We start from the raw sequence: 16,834 nt of genomic DNA on the forward strand, positions 1-16,834 counted from the left end.
GCGCGGCAGTTAAGCTGGCCCTCTTTGGTTTTTTGACGACTTTTTCACACTTTTTCTCCATGCACGCCACCAAGAGAGCCCTTTTGATCGCCTGCGGCCTGGCCACCGCCGCCGCCATGCTGCCGCTGAGCGCCAACGCAGACAACGCCGCCTGGCCGACCAAGCCGATCCGCCTGCTCGTGGGCTTCCCGGGCGGCTCCACGCCCGACATCGCCGCGCGCACCATCGCCGAGCCGCTGGCGAAGGCGCTGGGCCAGCCGGTGGTGGTCGACAACAAGGCCGGCGCATCCGGCAACATCGCGGCCGACCAGGTGGCCAAGGCCACTGACGATCACACGCTGGGGCTCGTCATCAACGGCAACCTCACGTCGTCGAAGATGCTGTATCCCAAGCTGCCCTACGACCCGGCCAAGGACTTCACGTACCTCTCGCTGATCGCGACCGCGCCGCTGGTGCTGGTGGCGCAGAACAACCTGCCCTCGGGCGCCGGATTCTTCGACGAAGGCCGCAAGGCCGGCGACAAGTGGAACTACGGCTCGGTGGGCATCGGCTCCGTCGGCCACCTGGGCATGGAGCTGCTCAAGACCCGCGTGCCCGGCTTCAAGCCCGAGCACGTGCCCTACCAGGGCAACCCGCAGGTCATCACCGCGATGCTGGGCGACCAGGTGCAGATGGGCCTGATCCCGCCGGGCGTGGCCATGCCGCAGATCAAGGCCGGCAAGCTCAAGGCCATCGGCCTCACGGGCGGCCGCAGCGCGCTGGTGCCCGAGATCCCGCCGCTCGCCGATGCCGGCGTGAAGGACTTCAACCTCGAGGTGTGGGTGGCGCTGCTGGGGCCGGCCAACCTCTCGAAGGTGGCGCAGGCGCGCATCAGCCGCGAGCTCGAGATCGTGATGAAGAACCCCGACGTGCGCCGCAAGCTCTTCGAGCAGGGCTGGCAGGCCGTGGGCACTTCGCCGGACGGCATGCGCACGCGCGTCAATGAAGAGGCCGCGATCATGACCAAGATCATCTCGGCCCGCGGTATCAAGTTGCAGTGATGGCAGTCCAGACATTGAGCGAACCGGCGCGCGCGCTGCCGGTGTTCGGCGAATACGACGTGGTGGTGGTCGGCGGCGGCCCCGCCGGCATTGCGGCCGCCGTGAGTGCCGCGCGCCACGGCGCCAACACACTGCTGGTGGAGCGCTACGGCTTCCTCGGCGGCATGGGCACCGCAGGCGGCGTCACCAACTTCGCGGGCCTGTACGGCAAGCGCAAGGGCGAGATGACGCAGCTGGTGCGCGGCGTGGTCGACGAGCTCATCGACCGCATCGCCGCGCTCAACGGCATGAACCAGCCGCAGAACGGCATGGGCGGGCGCATCTGCGTGCGCTCGTACGACACCTCGGCCTACAAGCTCGCCGCCGACCAGCTGCTGGGCGACGCGGGCGTGAAGCTGCTGTTCCACGCGCTGGCGGCGGCCGTGGTGCTCGACGGCAAGCGCATCGCGGCGCTGGTCGTGGAGACCAAGTCGGGCCGCCAGGCGATCCGCGCCAACGCCTTCATCGACGCCAGCGGCGACGCCGACGTGGCCGCCTTCGCGGGCGTGCCCTTCGAGGTGGGCGACGGCCACGGCAGCGGGCTCTTTCCCACCACCATGTTCCGCATCGGCCAGGTCGACGCGCCGGCCGCGCTGGAGGCGGTGGGCGAGTTCAAGGCCATCAACGACTTCATGGCGCGCGCCGAGCAGCACAAGCCCGGCGTCTACAGGTTCCCGCGCGAGGGTGCGATCCTGCGTCCCAACAAGGACCCGCGCGAGTGGCGCGCCAACGTCACGCAGATCCGCAATTCGCAGGGCCGCGCGATGAACGGCGTCGATGCGCGCGAACTCTCCGAAGGCGAGCTCGAAGGCCGCCGCCAGATCAGCGAGTACTTCAGGTTCCTGAAGGCCGAGGTGCCGGGCTTCGCGCAATCGGCCATCGTCGAGATCGCACCGCAGGTCGGCATCCGCGAGACGCGGCGCATCCAGGGCCTGTATGCGCTCGGTCGCGAGGACATCCTGGGCTCTGCGAAGTTCGACGACAACATAGGCCTCAATGCCTGGCCGATGGAGATGCACGCGGACGGCCGCATCGAGTGGGCCTTCCCGCGCGACGAAGACAACGCCTACAACCACCTGCCCTGGCGCATGCTGGTGCCGCAGACGCTGGACAACCTGCTGGTGGCCGGGCGCTGCGCGTCGATGACGCACGAGGGCCAGTCGGCCGCGCGCGCGAGCGGCGGCTGCTTCGTCATGGGGCAGGCCGCGGGCACGGCGGCGGCGTCGCTGGGCGCGGCCGCGTTCGCCGCGGTCGACATCCCGGCGCTGCAGAAAAAGCTCGCCGCCGACGGCGTCGACCTCGACCGCTGAGCGCGCGCAGCGTGCGGGATGGCGCTAGAGTCCGGGGCTTGATGAACTCGAACCCCGGACGAAACGTGCACTTCCCCTCGCTGTCGACACCCGCGCGCCGCACCCTCCTGGCGCTGTCCTGCGCCGCCATCGGCCTCTCGCTGGCCGGCTGCGCCAGTACGCCCGAAGGCGAGCCGGTGCACGGCAAGGACCGGCTGCTGAGCTTCCTGGCGGCCAAGGACGGCCGCAAGGTCGCCATCGCCGGCGAGAACTACCACTACGTGTTCGACGGCGATCCCTCCGTGGCGGCGCTGCTGCGCTGGGAAGGGCGCACCAAGGTCACGCCCGCGCTGCTGGGCGAGTTCAAGGTGGCGCGCAACCAGAGCTTCGAGGGCCAGTACGTGCTGATGGCCTTCGATGCCGACCTGACGCCCGAAGAGAGGTCCTTCCTGATCCAGACCGGCTTCGCCAGGACCGACGCGAAATACGGCGACCGGCCAGGGCCGTCGCTGCGCTACTTCGGCACCGTCTACGGCAAGCGCTATGCGGCGGTGCCGCTGAAGTCGGCCGACACGGTCGACTTCTCCCGGCGGCAGTACCTGGGCTACGTCGAGCAGGAAACGCTCAGCGCCCCCTTCAGCAAGGCCGCGCCTTCGCCGCTGGTGTATGCCGACGACGGCTCGCTGCTGCTGTCCGGCGTGCCGGTGCGCGTGGTGCAGGGCGGCACGGACTACGGCTGCCGCGCCCGCCTCATGGGCGTGTGCTTCTACAAGTAGCGGGCGGCTGCTGACAGGCCCGCGACAGCCTGCGGGCGCGGGCTTTGCTATGGTCGAGGGCTGCCTCTTTTCGACAGTTTTGCCTCCCTTCCCGATGACCACCGATCCCGCCACCGCCTCCCGCCTCGTCAACGAACTCGTCGCGCTCATGCAGCTCGAGCCGCTGGGCGGCGACCGCTTCCTGGCCCAGAGCGAGGACATCGGCACGCCCGCCGTGTTCGGCGGCCAGGTGCTGGGCCAGTCGCTGATGGCCGCGAGCCTCACCGTGGGCGCCGAGCGGCCGGTGCATTCGATGCACGCCTACTTCCTGCTGCCGGGCGAGCATGCGCCCATCGAGTACAGCGTCGACCGCGTGCGCGACGGCCGCAGCTTCACCACCCGCCACGTGGTGGCGCGCCAGCAGGAGCGCATCATTTTCGAAATGTCCGCCTCGTTCCAGACCGTGGACGAGGGCGTCGAGCACCAGTTCGACATGCCCAAGGTGGCCGGACCCGAGGGCCTGATCAGCGAGCTCGACCAGCGCATCGCCCTGGGCGACCGCCTGCCGGAGCCGTGGCGCACCAAGGCGATCCAGCCGCACGGCATCGAGTACCGCCGCGTCGATCCCGAGGACCTGATGGCCCCGCTGCCGCGCCCGACCTCGGCGCAGAGCGCCATCTGGATGCGCGCCATCGCGCCGCTGCCCGACGACCCGATGGTGCATCGCGCGCTGCTGGCGTACGCCTCCGACCACGGCCTGCTGCGCGCCGCGATGCTGCCCCATGGCCTGAGCTTCATGAGCGGTCAGGTGCGCCCGGCCAGCCTCGACCACGCGATGTGGTTCCACCGCGACTTCCGCATGGACGACTGGCTGCTGTACGTGCTCGACTCGCCCAGCGCGGGCGGCGCGCGCGGCCTGTGCCGCGGCAGCCTCTACTCGCGTGATGGCCGGCTCGTGGCCTCGGCGGCGCAAGAGGGCATGCTGCGCATCCGGCGCAAATAAGCAGGCAAGCGAGCAAGCAAGCAAACAACCAACCCCGGGACATCGCACCATGCAGATCTTCTTTTCCCCCGCTTCCCCCTTCGTGCGCAAATGCATGGTCGTTGCCCACGAGCTCGGCATCGCCGACCGCATCGAGAAGCTGCCCAGCGCGGCCGGCCCGGTGAAGCGCGACGCCACCATCATCCCGAAGAACCCGCTCGGCCAGGTGCCCACCTTCATCACCGACGACGGCCAGGTGCTGTTCGACAGCCGCGTGATCTGCGAGTACCTGAACGCCGCGCAGTCGGGCAAGCTCTTTCCCGCGGACGGCAATGAACGCTGGGCGCGCCTCACCGAACTCGCGCTGGCCGACGGCATGACCGGCGCCGCATTGCTCGCACGCTACGAGAACGTGCTGCGCCCCGAGGAGCTGCGCTGGACCGACTGGACCGACGGCCAGCTCGCCAAGGTGCGCACCGGCCTCGAGTGGCTGGAGGCCGCCGCGCCTTCCTTCGGCGACCGCGTCGACATCGGCACCATCGCCTTCGGCTGCGCGCTGGGCTACATGGACTTCCGCTTTCCTTCCGTGGAGTGGCGCGCCGAGGCGCCGAACAGCGCGAAGTGGTTCAAGGCGTTCAACCAGCGGGCTTCGATGCAGGCGACCTTGCCTGTAGCCTAATTTCCGTTCGATTCCTTTCGGGCGCAATCACGCCGACGGGGTACCTTGCTCCGCGAATGTCCCCCGGCCTGCGGCCTCCTCCTTTATTTCGCTGCGCAAGGCACCCCATCGGCGTGATCGATGGGCACTGCGGTCGAACCGCCGGCATGAGCAGAGCGTCCATGTGCGAATGGCACCGGGCGCTCCCCGCAGCGAAATAAAGGAGGAGGGCCGCAGGCCCGGGGGACATTCGCGGAGGGGAGTACTCGGTGCCATTCGCACGCGCCCGAACCGGAATGCAAATCCCCGCTTGGCAACGGAAGCGATTCCTTGGCTAAATGCGAGGCTCCGCATGAACGAACCAAGGAACCAAGCATGTCTTCCGAAGAAAACAAGAAAGTAGCCATCGTCACGGCGGGCGGCAGCGGCATGGGCGCCGCCGCGGCACGCAAGCTCGCGGACGACGGCTTCCGCGTGGCCATCCTCTCGTCCTCGGGCAAGGGCGAGGCACTGGCCGCCGAGCTCGACGGCATCGGCGTGACCGGCTCCAACCAGTCGAACGACGACATCAAGCGCCTAGTCGACAAGGTCGTGGCCCAGTGGGGCCGCGTCGACGTGCTGGTCAACAGTGCAGGGCACGGGCCGCGCGCGCCCATCCTCGACATCACCGACGAGGACTGGCACCGCGGCATGGACGTGTACCTGCTGAGCGCGGTGCGCCCGGCGCGGCTGGTCGCGCCGCTGATGGTGCAGCAGGGCGGCGGCGCGATCATCAACATCTCCACCTTCGCGGCCTTCGAGCCCGACCCCGTGTTCCCCACCTCGGGCGTGTTCCGCGCGGGTCTTGCGGCCTTCACCAAGCTCTTCGCCGACACCTATGCGGCGAAGAACGTGCGCATGAATAACGTGCTGCCCGGCTTCATCGACAGCCTGCCCGAGAAGGCCGAGTTCCGTTCCCGCATCCCAATGGGCCGCTACGGCAAGAGCAGCGAGATCGCGGCCGTCATCGGCTTTCTCGCGTCGGAAGGCGCTGGCTACATCACAGGACAGAACCTGCGCGTGGACGGCGGCATCACGCGATCGGTGTGAGGCCTCCATGAAGATCCCCGCACAGGCGCTGGACAACGCGCGCCGCACCATCCAGTCCTACGACGCGCATGCCCGCGAGTACAACGCGATCGTGGCGGAGCACCCGCTGCAGCCCGAGATCGCGGATTCGATGCGGCGGATGATGGAGTACGTGCCCGCCGGCGGCAGCGTGCTCGAGATCGGCTCCGGTCCGGGGCGGGATGCCGACTTCGTCGAGTCCCTGGGCGGCGTGGTCCGTCGCACCGATGCTGCGCAGGCATTTCTCGATCTGCAGGCACAGCGGGGCAAGAAGGGCGAGCTGCTCGACGTCGTCACCGATGCGCTGGGCGGGCCCTACGACGCGGTCCTCGCGATGTGCGTGCTGATCCACGTCGATCGCGCGCAGGTCGCCGCGGTGCTGCACAAGGTGTTCGATGCGCTCAGGCCCGGCGGCGTCTTCCTGGTGTCCATGCGCGTCGGCGAAGGCGAGAAGAACGGCGACTACCACACCGTGTGCTGGGAGAAGGACCGGTTCGCCGCGGCGCTCGTGGCGGCCGGGCTGCATCCCTGCTGGGAGATGGAGCGCGTCGGCCGCAACGACGAGGCCTGGGTCTACTTCCTGGCGCGCCGGCCGCAGCAGCGGTGAACCGGCGGCGAATCTTCTTCTACACGCCCAGGTAACGCGTCCACAGCGACCGGTCGGCATCCAGCGCTGCCGAGTCGCCCTGCCAAACCACGCGTCCGCGTTCGAGGATCACATGGCGGTTGGCCAGCGGCAGCAGGCGCTGCACGTACTTGTCGACCACCAGGATCGCCTCGCCCTCCGCCTTGAGCGTGGCGATGCAATTCCATATCTCCTCGCGGATAACAGGGGCCAGGCCTTCGGTGGCTTCGTCGAGGATCAGCAGGCGTGGGTGCGTCGACAGCGCGCGTGCGATGGCCAGCATCTGCTGCTCGCCGCCCGATAGCTGGTTGCCGGCGTTGGCCTTGCGTTCGGACAGGCGGGGGAACAGGCCGTAGAGCGCCTCCAGGGTCCAGCGTGGCGCGCTGCCCGGACGCGGCCTCGCGAAGGCGCGCAGGTGCTCGTCGACGCTGAGGTTCGGAAACACGTGTCGCCCCTCGGGCACGATGGCCACGCCGCGCCGCGCGATGGCGTCGGGCTTGTGGCCACCGATGGCGGCGCCGCCGAAGTGCACGCTGCCGCGCATGGGCGGGAGCGTGCCCGTCAGCACCTTCAGAAGGGTGCTCTTGCCCATGCCGTTGCGACCGAGCAGCGCGAGCACTTCGCCGGGGCGGATGTCGAGGTCGATGCCGAACAGCACCTGGCTTGCGCCGTAGCCGGCTTCGATGGATTTCGCTTCGAGCAATGTCGTCGTCATGCGTGCCCTTCCGCTTCGGTGCCTAGGTAGACGGCCTGCACGTCAGGGTGTCCCCGCACTTCGTCGGCCGTGCCGCTCATCAGCACCTTGCCCTGCACCAGCACCGTGAGCCGGTTGGCCAAGCGGAACACCGCGTCCATGTCGTGTTCGATCAGCAGGATGGCCATCGACGCGCGCAGCGATTCGATGAGTTCCACCATGCGCGCCGATTCATCGGGGCCCATGCCGGCCATCGGCTCGTCGAGCAGCAGAAGCTTGGGTTCGGCCGCGAGCGCCAGCGCCACGTCGAGCGCACGCTGCGCGCCGTGCGGCAGAGTGCCCGCGATGCGTGCGCGCTCGGCGCCGAGGCCGACGCGGTCGGCCAGCGCCATCGCGCGATCGACAAGGTCGCGCTCCTTCGCGCGCGGCGCCATGAAGCGCAGGCTGCTGCCTGCATGGGCCTGCGCTGCGAGCATCAGGTTGTCGTGCACGGTCTCCTTCGGGAACACGCGCGTCACCTGGAAGCAGCGCGACATGCCGGCGGCCACGCGCTGGTGGTCCTTCAGCCTGGTGATATCGGCCTCGTCGAGCAGGATGCGGCCGGCATCGGCCTTCAGCAGGCCGGTGATCAGGTTCACCAGCGTGGTCTTGCCGGCGCCGTTCGGCCCGATCAGCGCATGCACTTCGCCGCGCTCCACGGTGAGGCTCACATGGTCGGTCGCCAGCAGTCCGCCGAAGCGCTTGACCAACCCTTCGATTCTGAAAAGGCTCATGGTGCTTTGCTCCCTGGCCCCTGCAGGGAGAGGGTCGGGGTGAGGGGCAGGCGTCGCCTGTACAGGGCGGCAAGGCCTTTAGGCGCCCACAGCGCCACGGCGATCAGCAACAGCCCCAGCGGCATGTGCCAATGCTCCGTGTGCTGCTTCAGGGCCTCCTCGAGCACCAGCCAGACGACGGCGCCCACCGGCCCGCCCCAGCTGCGCCCGAGCCCGCCGATGACCACCATCACCAGCAGCGTGGCCGACTGCGTCCAGTGCATCGTCGCCGGGCTCACGAAGCCGTTGCCGCCCGCGAGCAAGGCGCCGGCCAGCCCCGCGATGGCGCCCGCGATGGCGAAGGCCACCAGCTGCAGCCGGAACACCGGATAGCCCAGCGCCCGCATGCGCGTCTCGTTGTCGCGGATGCCCATCAGCGCATGGCCGAAGCGCGAGCGCGTCGCGCGGTGCAGCCACCACAGCGCGAGCGCCACGATGGCCAGCACCACCCAGTAGAAGTTCGCTTCGCTGCCCAGGTCCAGCCCGGGCAGCAGCGTGGGCCGCGACATCAGCGTGTAGCCGTCGTCGCCGCCATAGCGGCGCAGCGACACCACCACGAAGTACAGCATCTGCGCGAAGGCCAGCGTGGTCATGATGAAGTACACGCCGCGCGTGCGCAGCGCCACCGTGCCGATCAGCGCGGCGACGATGCCGGCCACCAGCGCCGCAGCGGGCCACATGAGCCAGCCCGACATCACGCCCGCGTCGCTGAGCGCCACCACCGTGTACGCCCCCACGCCGATGAAGCCCGCATGCCCCAGCGCCACCATGCCGCCGAAGCCGAGGATGAAGTTGAGGCTCGCGGCCGCCAGCGCCACGACGAGCACGCGCCGCACGAAGCCGATGTAGAACTCGAGCCCGAACAGCGGCGCCACCAGCGGGAACGCTGCCAGCACAAGCAGTACCAGGCAAATGAAGATGGGCTTTTTCATGGCTGCATGCACGCGTGCGAGAGGTGCCGGGTCGTTGGCGAGTGAAGCGAAGCCCGTTCGGGAAACACCGCGGAACCGGCTTCGCCGGGCCGCTGGTGTTGTCCCCGGAGAGGGGGTTGGCGAAGCGACACGAAGTGCGCGAAGACTGGGGGCGAACTCATGCGCGTGCCGAGAAGAGCCCGGAGGGCCGGAAGATGAGGACGACCACCATCAGCGCGTACATCGCGACCTCGGCGAACAGCGGGCCCAGGTCGGCCGCGGTTGCAGGCGGCAGCGTGGCGCGCAGCAGCATCGGCACGAAGGCGCGGCCCACGGTGTCGACCACGCCCACGAGCAGTGCGGCCACGAAGGCGCCGCGCACCGAACCGATGCCGCCGATCACCAGCACCACCAGCGCCGGGATCAGGATGGCCTCGCCCATGCCGACCTGCACCGCGACGATCGGCCCCATCAGCGCGCCCGCCAGCGCGGCCAGCGCCGCGCCGAGCAGGAACACGCCGTTGAAGATGCGGCCCACGCGCACGCCCATCAGCTCGGCCATGGGCCGGTCGGAGGCGCCTGCGCGCACCCGCATGCCGATGCGCGTGTGGTTCACCAGCAGGTACAGCGCCAGCGCCACCAGCAGGCCACCGACGAGGATCACGAGGCGATAGGCCGGGTAGGGCAGGCCATCCACGAGGTCGATCGGGCCCGAGAGCGCGGCGGGCGTCGGCGCCATCACCGGCGAGGGGCCCCAGGCCATCTTCACGATGTCGTCGGCCACCAGGATCACGCCGAAGGTGGCGAGCACCTGCGCGAGATGGTCGCGTGTGTAGAGCCGCCGCATCAGCAGCACCTCGAGCAGCAGCGCCACCACCACCGTGACCGCCACCGCGATGACGATCGCCGCCGCGAACGAGCCGGTGCGCGTGTGCGCCTCGGCCGCCACGTAGGCGCCAGCCATGAAGAGCGAGCCGTGCGCGAGGTTCAGCACATCCATGATGCCGAACACCAGCGTGAGCCCCGCAGCCAGCAGGAACAGCATCAGCCCGTAGCCGAGGCCGTTGAGCAGCTGCTCGAGAACAAGAATTCCACTCATAGAACCATCAGGAGAGTTGCCCGCATTCATTCGGGAGACACCGAGGAACCGGCTTTGCCGGGCCACGGGTGTCGCCCCCGGCAGGGGGTAGGAGAAGCGGCACGAAGTGCGCGAAGCCTGGGGGCGAGCTACTTGAGCCCGCACTTGTCGGCGTAGGAGTCGCCGTAGTTGGTCAGCACCGTGTTGATCAGCTTGTTCGTGACCTTGCCCTGCGCGTCCTTGCCGATCACGCGCAGGTAGAAGTTCTCGATGGGATAGTGGTTGTTCGCGTACTTGAAGCTGCCGCGCGTCGATGCGTAGTTGGCCTTCTTCAGCGCGGCCACCACGGCTTCGCGGTTCTGCGCGTTGCCGCCGGCCTGCTTCACGGCGGCGTCCATCGCGAGGATCGCGTCATAGGCCTGCGCCGCGTACACCGACGGGTAGCGGCCGTTGTATTCCTTGCGGAACGCGGCCACGAAGGCCTTGTTGGCGGCGTTGTCGAGGTCGTGCGCCCAGTGCGAGGTGTTGAACAGGCCGAGCATGGGCTCGCCCACGGCGCCGATCACGTCCTCGTCGGCCGAGAAGCCGCTGGTCACGAGCGTGATGTCCTTCGACAGGCCCGCGCCCACGAACTGCTTGATGAAGTTGATGCCCATCGCGCCGGGCAGGAAGAAGTAGATCGAGTCGGGCTTGGCCGCGCGCAGCTGCGCGAGTTCGGCCGCGTAGTCGATCTGGCCGAGCTTGGTGTAGAGCTCGTCGGCCACCTGGCCCTTGAACTGGCGCTTGAAGCCGCCCAGCGCGTCCTTGCCGGCCGGGTAGTTGGGCGCGATCAGCACGATCTTCTTGAAGGCCCGGTCCTGCGCGAACTTGCCGGCGGCCTCGTGGAACTGGTCGTTCTGGTAGGCGGTGCCGAAGAAGTAGGCATTGCACTGCGCGCCCGCGAACTGGCTCGGGCCGGCGTTGGCCGAGAGGTACGGCACCTTGGCGTTGAAGAGCGTCGGGCCCACGGCCAGCGCAACGTTGGAGCCGATGGGGCCGCTGAAGAGGTCGATCTTGTCGCGCTGGATCATGCGGTCGACCAGCTGCTTGGCCTGGTCGGGGCTGCCGGCCATGTCGGCCTGCACGAACTCGACGTCCTGCCCGCCGAGCTTGCCGCCCAGCTGCTTGATGCCGAGCGCGAAGCCGTCGCGCGCCTCGGCGCCCAGTGCCGCGAAAGGCCCGGAGATGTCGAGGGCCAGGCCCACCTTGACGGGGGCGGCGGTGGCGGACACCGCGGTGGCGAGGGCCGAGCCGCACAGCAGCAGCGAGAGCAGGGTGCGCGGCAGCGCGGGCGACTTCGGGGGCAGGTGGCGCATGGATTCTCCGGCGGGAAGGATGCAGACAACGCACCGGCACCGCCCCATGCGGCACCGGCGACATCAAACCGTTGATAGCTAAATACTTTAGCTGTAAACAATTTGGTGTCAACAGTGCTAGCACGAATGGTGCCAATGCGCCGTCCTGTTCCTGCTCAGCCGAAGGGGTTGGCGGTCGCGAACCACAGGCCGATGCCGGTGGCGATGATGAACGCGCCGTCGGTCACGCCAGCCACCAGGAAGAACTTGGTCTGCAGCGTCTCGACCAGCTCGGGCTGGCGCGCGGTGCTCTCCAGGAACTTCTGGCCGACCAGCCCGATGCCCAGGCACGAGCCGAGGGCGGCGACGCCGATCAGCAGGGCCACTGCGAGGGGAAGGATGTTGAAACCGGTCATGTGTTTTCTCCTGGTTGGTTGGTGAATCGAGGCACTGGTTGCTTCCTCGATGGACGTACTTTCCCAGAGCGCCTGCGCACGGTCCATGACGTGAGAGGTCATGGCTGGTGCGCAGCCGATGCAGCGCGACAAACAAAAAAAGCCGCCCGCGAAAACGGGCGGCTCCTTCGTGGAACACCGCGGAGCCGGCTTCGCCGGGCCGCAGGTGTTGCCCCCGGAAGGGGGTTGGCGCAGCGACACGAAGTGCGCGAAGCCTGGGGGTTTACTGAAGCTGCGTCCAGTTCTGGTTGTTGCCGCCGTTGCAGGTCCAGGTGATCAGCGCCGTGTCCTGCGCCGTCGCGTTGTTCGGCACGTCCAGGCACGAGCCCGAGGCCCGGTTGCGCAGGGTCGAGCCGACCAGGCTCCACTGCGTGGTGTTGCCGGCCGAGCAGGCCAGCTGCACCACCGCGGCGTTGGTCGTCGCGGTGCCGCTCTGCGCCAGGCACAGGCCGCTGTGCTCGACCTTGAACTGCACGAAGCCGTCGTTGGTCTGCGTCATGGTGAAGCGCTCGTTGCCGGCGTTGCCGCAGGGCCACTGCACCACAGTCGCGCCGCTTGCGGTCGATGCGCCCTTGACGTTCACGCACAGGTTGCTGTGGTTCGAGCGGATGCGCGAGACCACCGGCGTCGGGTCGTTGTCCAGCGAGCGCACGTATTCGCGCAGCGCCACCACGTCGTTGGCCGGCAGGCTGGAGGCGTTGCCGTGGCCGCCCGTGAGCACGTCCTGCAGCGTTGCCGCCTGGCCGTTGTGGAAGAACGCGGTGGTGTTCCAGGTGCCCAGCAGCGTCGGCGTGTCGAAGCCCACGCCCGCCAGCGGCTGGTTCAGGCCCTTGCCCGAGGAGGCCTGGATCGTGCCCACGTCATGCCGCACGCCGTCGCGGAAGGTGGCGCCGGTGTGGCAGGTCGCGCACTGCGCCGTGTTGAACACGGTCTGGCCGCGCGCCGCGTCCACGCTGAGGCTGCCGTCCGCCGCACGCGCCGGGCTGCGCATGTACTTGGTCAGCGAGCTCAGGTAGGCCGCGAGGTCGTCGAGCTGAGGGCTCTTGCCGGCCTTGGGCGCGCCCAGCGGGTCGGAGGTGGCCGCGAAGTCCGCGTTGGTCAGGAAGCCGGTGCCTCCGAACTCGTTGCGGATGTCGTTCTCGAAGTCCTGCACCTCGTCGAAATTGGCCGTCCAGTGCAGCTTGCCGTGGCCCAGGCCGCGCCGGCCCTGCAGGCTGATGGTGCGGCGCAGGCCCTCGCCGCGCTGGGTGAAGTCCCACACCATGCCGTCGTCGCCGCCGTCCGCGTGGCAGCTCGCGCAGGAGATGTAGTTGTCCTTGCTCATGCGGCGATCCGACGCGTTGTAGAACACCTGCTTGCCGCGCAGCGCCGCCGCCGACATGGGTTCCGCCGCCACCGTCGACACGGTCTGCAGGAAGGTCGGCACATTGGTCTCCGACGACAGCACCGTCGCCACGTCGTGCACCGTCACCGAGCGCGCCAGGAAGTTGTTGACGAACAGGCGCTTGCGCACCGCATCGAGATACAGGCCGTGCGGCGCGCTGCTGGCGTTGATCTCGCCGCGCACCGCGCGGCTGTACGGATCGACGATGGCGACGCGGTTGCCTTCCATCTGCGCGACGAACAGGTAGTCGCCCGAGGGGGAGAAGAGCGCCGCGCGCGCAGGTGCCCGGTCGTCGAAGTCGATCTGCTCGCCGAACACCTCCGCCGCCGTCTGCAGGTTGACCTGCGACAGGATGGAGCGCACCGTCTGGTCGTGCACCAGGTTGTTGCCGTCGCGGAATTTGCCGCGCACGATGTTGTCCTTCTTCGAGGGCAGCACCGCACGGGCGCCGTCGGGCGAGATCACCACCTGGCTCAGGTAGTTGGCCACGCCGCGCGCACGGTTCTCGGTGTCGATGGTGGTGGTGTCCACCGGCAGCGCGATCGTGCTCATGGCGCTCATGCTCTGCAGGTTCACCTTGTGCAGCTGGCCGCCCGTCATCTTCGACTTGAAGCGCGTGACGTAGGCCACCTGCGAGCCCGACTCGACCGCGATGCCGCGCAGCGCGCCGTCGAGCGCGACCGCGCCGGTGGTGGTGCCGTTGCTCGGATTGAAGCTCATCAGCACCGACTTGCTTTCCATCGTCAGCAGGCCCTTGGTGCCGTCGGGCGTGAAGGCCACGCCGTAGGGGCCGCTGCCGTAGGCCAGCGGCACTGTGGCCGAGAGGCTGCCGTCGGCGGCGTTGAGCACCACCAGCTTGTCCTCGCCCTGCACCGTGACCCAGATGCGTCCGTCGGGGCCCACGGCCAGCGTCTTCGGCTCGTCGCCCACGCGCACTTCCCAGCGCTTGACCAGGCTCTGCGAGTCGATGGCGGCGACCGTGCCGCTGTCGGGGTTCACCGAGTACACCGAGTTGGCGTCGCCCGCGATGTTGGTGCTGTGTGTCGGCGCATTCGGCGTCACCGGCATGATCACCGTGAGGTTGTAGGTGTAGAAGGTCTCGCGGCCGTTGGCGTCCTTCACCGTGAGCGTCACCGTGAAGTGGCCGGGGCGCGTGTAGGTGTAGCTGTAGTTCGCCTGGTTCGAGTAGGCGGTCTGCGTGCCGTCGCCGAAGTTCCAGCGGTACTGCGCGCCGCTGCTGCCCAGCGTGGCCGGGTTGAACACCAGCTGGCCGTTGACCAGCTTCGGACCGCCGCCGATGCCGGGGTCGCCGATGACGGCCTGGCTGCGCAGCGTGCTCACGTCGGTGTCGCTCAGCACGCGGCCGTAGACGCGCACTTCCGCCAGCGTGCCCTTGAAGAGCGCCGCGTTGCCCTGGATCTGGCCCAGCAGCGCGAACTTGTTCGACAGGCCCTTGTTGCCGGTGGGGCCGGTGGAGGTGGTCTTCGCGCCGTCGACGTACAGGGCCTGCGCGCCGGAGGCGGCGTCGCGCGTCATCACGACGTGGTGCCAGGTGCCGTCGTTCACCGCCGCGGTGGAGGCGGTGCCGGCGTCGTTGCCCACCGAGAGCTTGATGCGCCCGCCGTTGTCGAGCCAGCCCCAGAACACGTCGTCGGCGCCGGCGGGCTGGTCGCGGCCGAAGATGCCGGGTGCCGTCCAGGAGTTGGCGCCGCCGGCCTGCGTGGTCTTCATGTAGAAGCTCACCGAGGCGCTGCCGCCGAGCACGGTGGCCACGGTGTCGCTCTTCAGCGTCACGCCGGCCGTGCGGTTCGCGAAGTTCAGGCCGATGCTCTCGAAGGCGTCGCCGGTGGCGGGCGTGCCGTTGTTGGCGCTGATCTGGTCGGAGAGGTTGCCCGCCAGCGTCCAGTAATGCATCAGGCCGATTTCGGCGGCGTTGCCGGTGTGGAACACCGACTTGTAGTCCGCGCCGATGGCGTTGCCCGCATAGTCCTTCACGCCGTTGGCCGGCAGGAACACCTCGTAGCTGGTGCCCGGCTGCAGCGGCTGCGCGGGGTGGAAGTTGATGATGCCCAGCTGCACGCTGTAGGTGCCCGCCAGCGTGTTGCCGCCCACCGGGCGCACGATGAAGGTGTTGGAGTTCACGCTCTCGGGCCGGATGTTGTCGCTCATGCCCAGGCCGATGCGCGAGGTCAGCGCCTGCTGCTTCGCGTTGTTGGCGGGCGAGACCTGCCGCACTTCGGGCTTGGTGGTGTCGGGGTCGACCTGGTGCACCACGAAGCCGCTGCCGGAGCCGTGGTCGTTGCCCACGAAGATCAGGTTGCCGAAGGCGGCGACCTGGCCGTTGTCGGAGTGCGAGAAGTTCGGGTCGTCCTCGCGCAGGATGCTGCCGCGGCCCACCTCGACGTGGTTCAGCGGGTTGCTCACGTCGACCTTGTGGATGTAGGTCTGCGCGCCCTGGATGACGTAGTTGTCCTGCGTGGCGCAGTAGAGCTGCTCGTCGATGACGAGGCGGTTGTCCTCGGCCACGAACTTGGAGCGGTCGCTCAGGTCGTAGCTGTACATCTTCGCGCCGCCGCCGCGCGCCGATGCGTGCAGGGTCTTGCCGTCGAAGCAGGTGGCGTAGTAGTTGGGGTTCGATCCGATGGCGTCCAGCACCTTGGGGTTGAGCGGATCGGAGATGTCGAGGCTGGAGAAGCCGGCGGTGTTGTCCATCGAGGTCAGCACCATGTGGTTGCCGATGGTGAAGATCGGGCCGACGCGGAAGCCGCCGAGCTCGCCCGTGGGCACGGGATTGGGCTTGTTGGCGCCGCGGTTCGCCACCACCGCGTTCACGGGGTCGGTGGCGTCGACGATGAAGATGCCGCGGCCCGCCGAGGCCACGTAAAGGTAGGGCGCCTGCCACCAGAGCTGCCAGGCCACGTTCTCGTAGTCGCCGCCGTTGACGCCGGGCAGCGCGAGCTTCTTGACCTGCTTGATGTCGTTGACGTCGGTGAAGTCCCAGAACTCGACGCCGTTGATGCTGGGCAGCACCACGTAGGTCTTGCCGCCGATCTTGGCGGTGCCGAAGGAGTGCGTCTCGCGGAACTCCTGCGTGCGGCCCTCGGGCTCGTAGATCTTCTTCACGAGCTTGATCTGGCGCGGGTTCGAGATGTCGTACAGCAGGAAGCCGCCCGGGCCGAGGCCGCTGTCCGGCGCGAAGGAGGTGAGGAAGTAGCCGTTGACCATGATGCCGGCGTTCATGCCGTAGTCCTTGCGGCCCGGGTAGGTGGCGGGCACCTCGCGCGACTCGTAGGCGCTGCTGTGCGCCGGGTCCAGCGGATGCGCGGCGCTGGTGATCATCGAGACCGGCTTGAACAGCTCGGCCGAGGTGTAGGTGAGATTGCCCAGGCCGGGCCCCTGCAGCGGCAGCGGGTCGGCCACGGCTTCGGCCATTGCCGTCGCCATGTTGTTCAGGGTCGTCATCGGACTGACCCCGGTGATTGCCGCGTGCGTCAGCAGCGTGACGAACGGCAGCAGGAACGCCATCAAGTAATACCGGATTTTCATCGTCGCCTCCAGGTTGTTTGAAGTCCGCAGGGGAACCGTTTTCTTCTCGGCCAACTAACTCCGTGTTGCTCTTGTCGCTTGTCTCTCTCGTCTCTTCCTTGCCCGCATGCGCGCGTTGGCAGAAA

Annotated in this window: 14 protein-coding genes; 7 read left to right on the top strand and 7 right to left on the bottom strand. The window is 68.5% G+C overall.

The window, feature by feature from the left end:
- Window positions 1-59 precede the first annotated feature (59 nt).
- The 7 genes from FHT32_RS17335 to FHT32_RS17365 all read left to right on the top strand — a co-directional run bounded on the left by FHT32_RS17335 (window position 60) and on the right by FHT32_RS17365 (window position 6,477).
- Complete coding sequence (locus FHT32_RS17335; protein ID WP_176665842.1) at window positions 60-1,040, top strand: tripartite tricarboxylate transporter substrate binding protein; 981 nt, start codon at window positions 60-62, stop codon at window positions 1,038-1,040.
- Window positions 1,040-2,389 carry an FAD-dependent oxidoreductase gene (locus FHT32_RS17340; protein WP_176665843.1) on the top strand — a complete coding sequence of 450 codons (1,350 nt, stop codon included), beginning with the start codon at window positions 1,040-1,042 and terminating at the stop codon, window positions 2,387-2,389. Before FHT32_RS17335 ends, FHT32_RS17340 begins: the two co-directional genes overlap by 1 nt.
- Before the next feature lie 41 nt (window positions 2,390-2,430).
- Window positions 2,431-3,144 carry a hypothetical protein gene (locus FHT32_RS17345; RefSeq protein ID WP_176665844.1) on the top strand — a complete coding sequence of 238 codons (714 nt, stop codon included), beginning with the start codon at window positions 2,431-2,433 and terminating at the stop codon, window positions 3,142-3,144.
- Window positions 3,145-3,238: 94 nt separating this feature from the next.
- A complete protein-coding gene (locus FHT32_RS17350) occupies window positions 3,239-4,126 on the top strand; it encodes an acyl-CoA thioesterase II (RefSeq protein WP_176665845.1) in 888 nt (295 codons plus the stop codon).
- A gap of 49 nt (window positions 4,127-4,175) precedes the next feature.
- Window positions 4,176-4,784, top strand: coding sequence for a glutathione S-transferase (locus FHT32_RS17355; protein WP_176665846.1), 609 nt, complete (start codon window positions 4,176-4,178; stop codon window positions 4,782-4,784).
- A 354-nt stretch (window positions 4,785-5,138) separates the two neighbouring features.
- Complete coding sequence (locus FHT32_RS17360; protein WP_176665847.1) at window positions 5,139-5,852, top strand: SDR family oxidoreductase; 714 nt, start codon at window positions 5,139-5,141, stop codon at window positions 5,850-5,852.
- Between the two features lie 7 nt (window positions 5,853-5,859).
- Entirely contained in the window at window positions 5,860-6,477 is a 618-nt protein-coding gene (locus tag FHT32_RS17365) for a class I SAM-dependent methyltransferase (protein ID WP_176665848.1), read from the top strand.
- Window positions 6,478-6,496: 19 nt separating this feature from the next.
- Here the strand turns inward: FHT32_RS17365 and FHT32_RS17370 are convergent, their stop codons facing one another.
- The 7 genes from FHT32_RS17370 to FHT32_RS17400 all read right to left on the bottom strand — a co-directional run bounded on the left by FHT32_RS17370 (window position 6,497) and on the right by FHT32_RS17400 (window position 16,709).
- The gene (locus FHT32_RS17370; protein ID WP_176665849.1) at window positions 6,497-7,210 is read right to left on the bottom strand and encodes an ABC transporter ATP-binding protein; all 714 of its coding nucleotides are present in this window, start codon (window positions 7,208-7,210) and stop codon (window positions 6,497-6,499) included.
- Entirely contained in the window at window positions 7,207-7,962 is a 756-nt protein-coding gene (locus tag FHT32_RS17375) for an ABC transporter ATP-binding protein (RefSeq protein WP_176665850.1), read from the bottom strand. The genes FHT32_RS17370 and FHT32_RS17375 overlap by 4 nt, the downstream gene beginning before the upstream one ends.
- On the bottom strand, window positions 7,959-8,933 hold the full coding sequence (locus tag FHT32_RS17380) for a branched-chain amino acid ABC transporter permease (RefSeq protein WP_176665851.1): 975 nt from the start codon (window positions 8,931-8,933) through the stop codon (window positions 7,959-7,961). Before FHT32_RS17380 ends, FHT32_RS17375 begins: the two co-directional genes overlap by 4 nt.
- 157 nt (window positions 8,934-9,090) lie before the next feature.
- On the bottom strand, window positions 9,091-10,011 hold the full coding sequence (locus tag FHT32_RS17385) for a branched-chain amino acid ABC transporter permease (protein ID WP_176665852.1): 921 nt from the start codon (window positions 10,009-10,011) through the stop codon (window positions 9,091-9,093).
- A gap of 128 nt (window positions 10,012-10,139) precedes the next feature.
- Window positions 10,140-11,345: an ABC transporter substrate-binding protein gene (locus tag FHT32_RS17390; protein WP_176665853.1), complete on the bottom strand. Its 1,206-nt coding sequence runs from the start codon at window positions 11,343-11,345 to the stop codon at window positions 10,140-10,142.
- 155 nt (window positions 11,346-11,500) lie between these two features.
- Window positions 11,501-11,740 carry a F0F1 ATP synthase subunit C gene (atpE, locus tag FHT32_RS17395; protein ID WP_176665854.1) on the bottom strand — a complete coding sequence of 80 codons (240 nt, stop codon included), beginning with the start codon at window positions 11,738-11,740 and terminating at the stop codon, window positions 11,501-11,503.
- A 262-nt stretch (window positions 11,741-12,002) separates the two neighbouring features.
- The gene (locus FHT32_RS17400) at window positions 12,003-16,709 is read right to left on the bottom strand and encodes an RICIN domain-containing protein (protein ID WP_176665855.1); all 4,707 of its coding nucleotides are present in this window, start codon (window positions 16,707-16,709) and stop codon (window positions 12,003-12,005) included.
- Window positions 16,710-16,834: the final 125 nt, after the last annotated feature.

This window comes from Variovorax sp. SG517 (assembly GCF_013376045.1).
Classification (GTDB): domain Bacteria; phylum Pseudomonadota; class Gammaproteobacteria; order Burkholderiales; family Burkholderiaceae_C; genus Variovorax.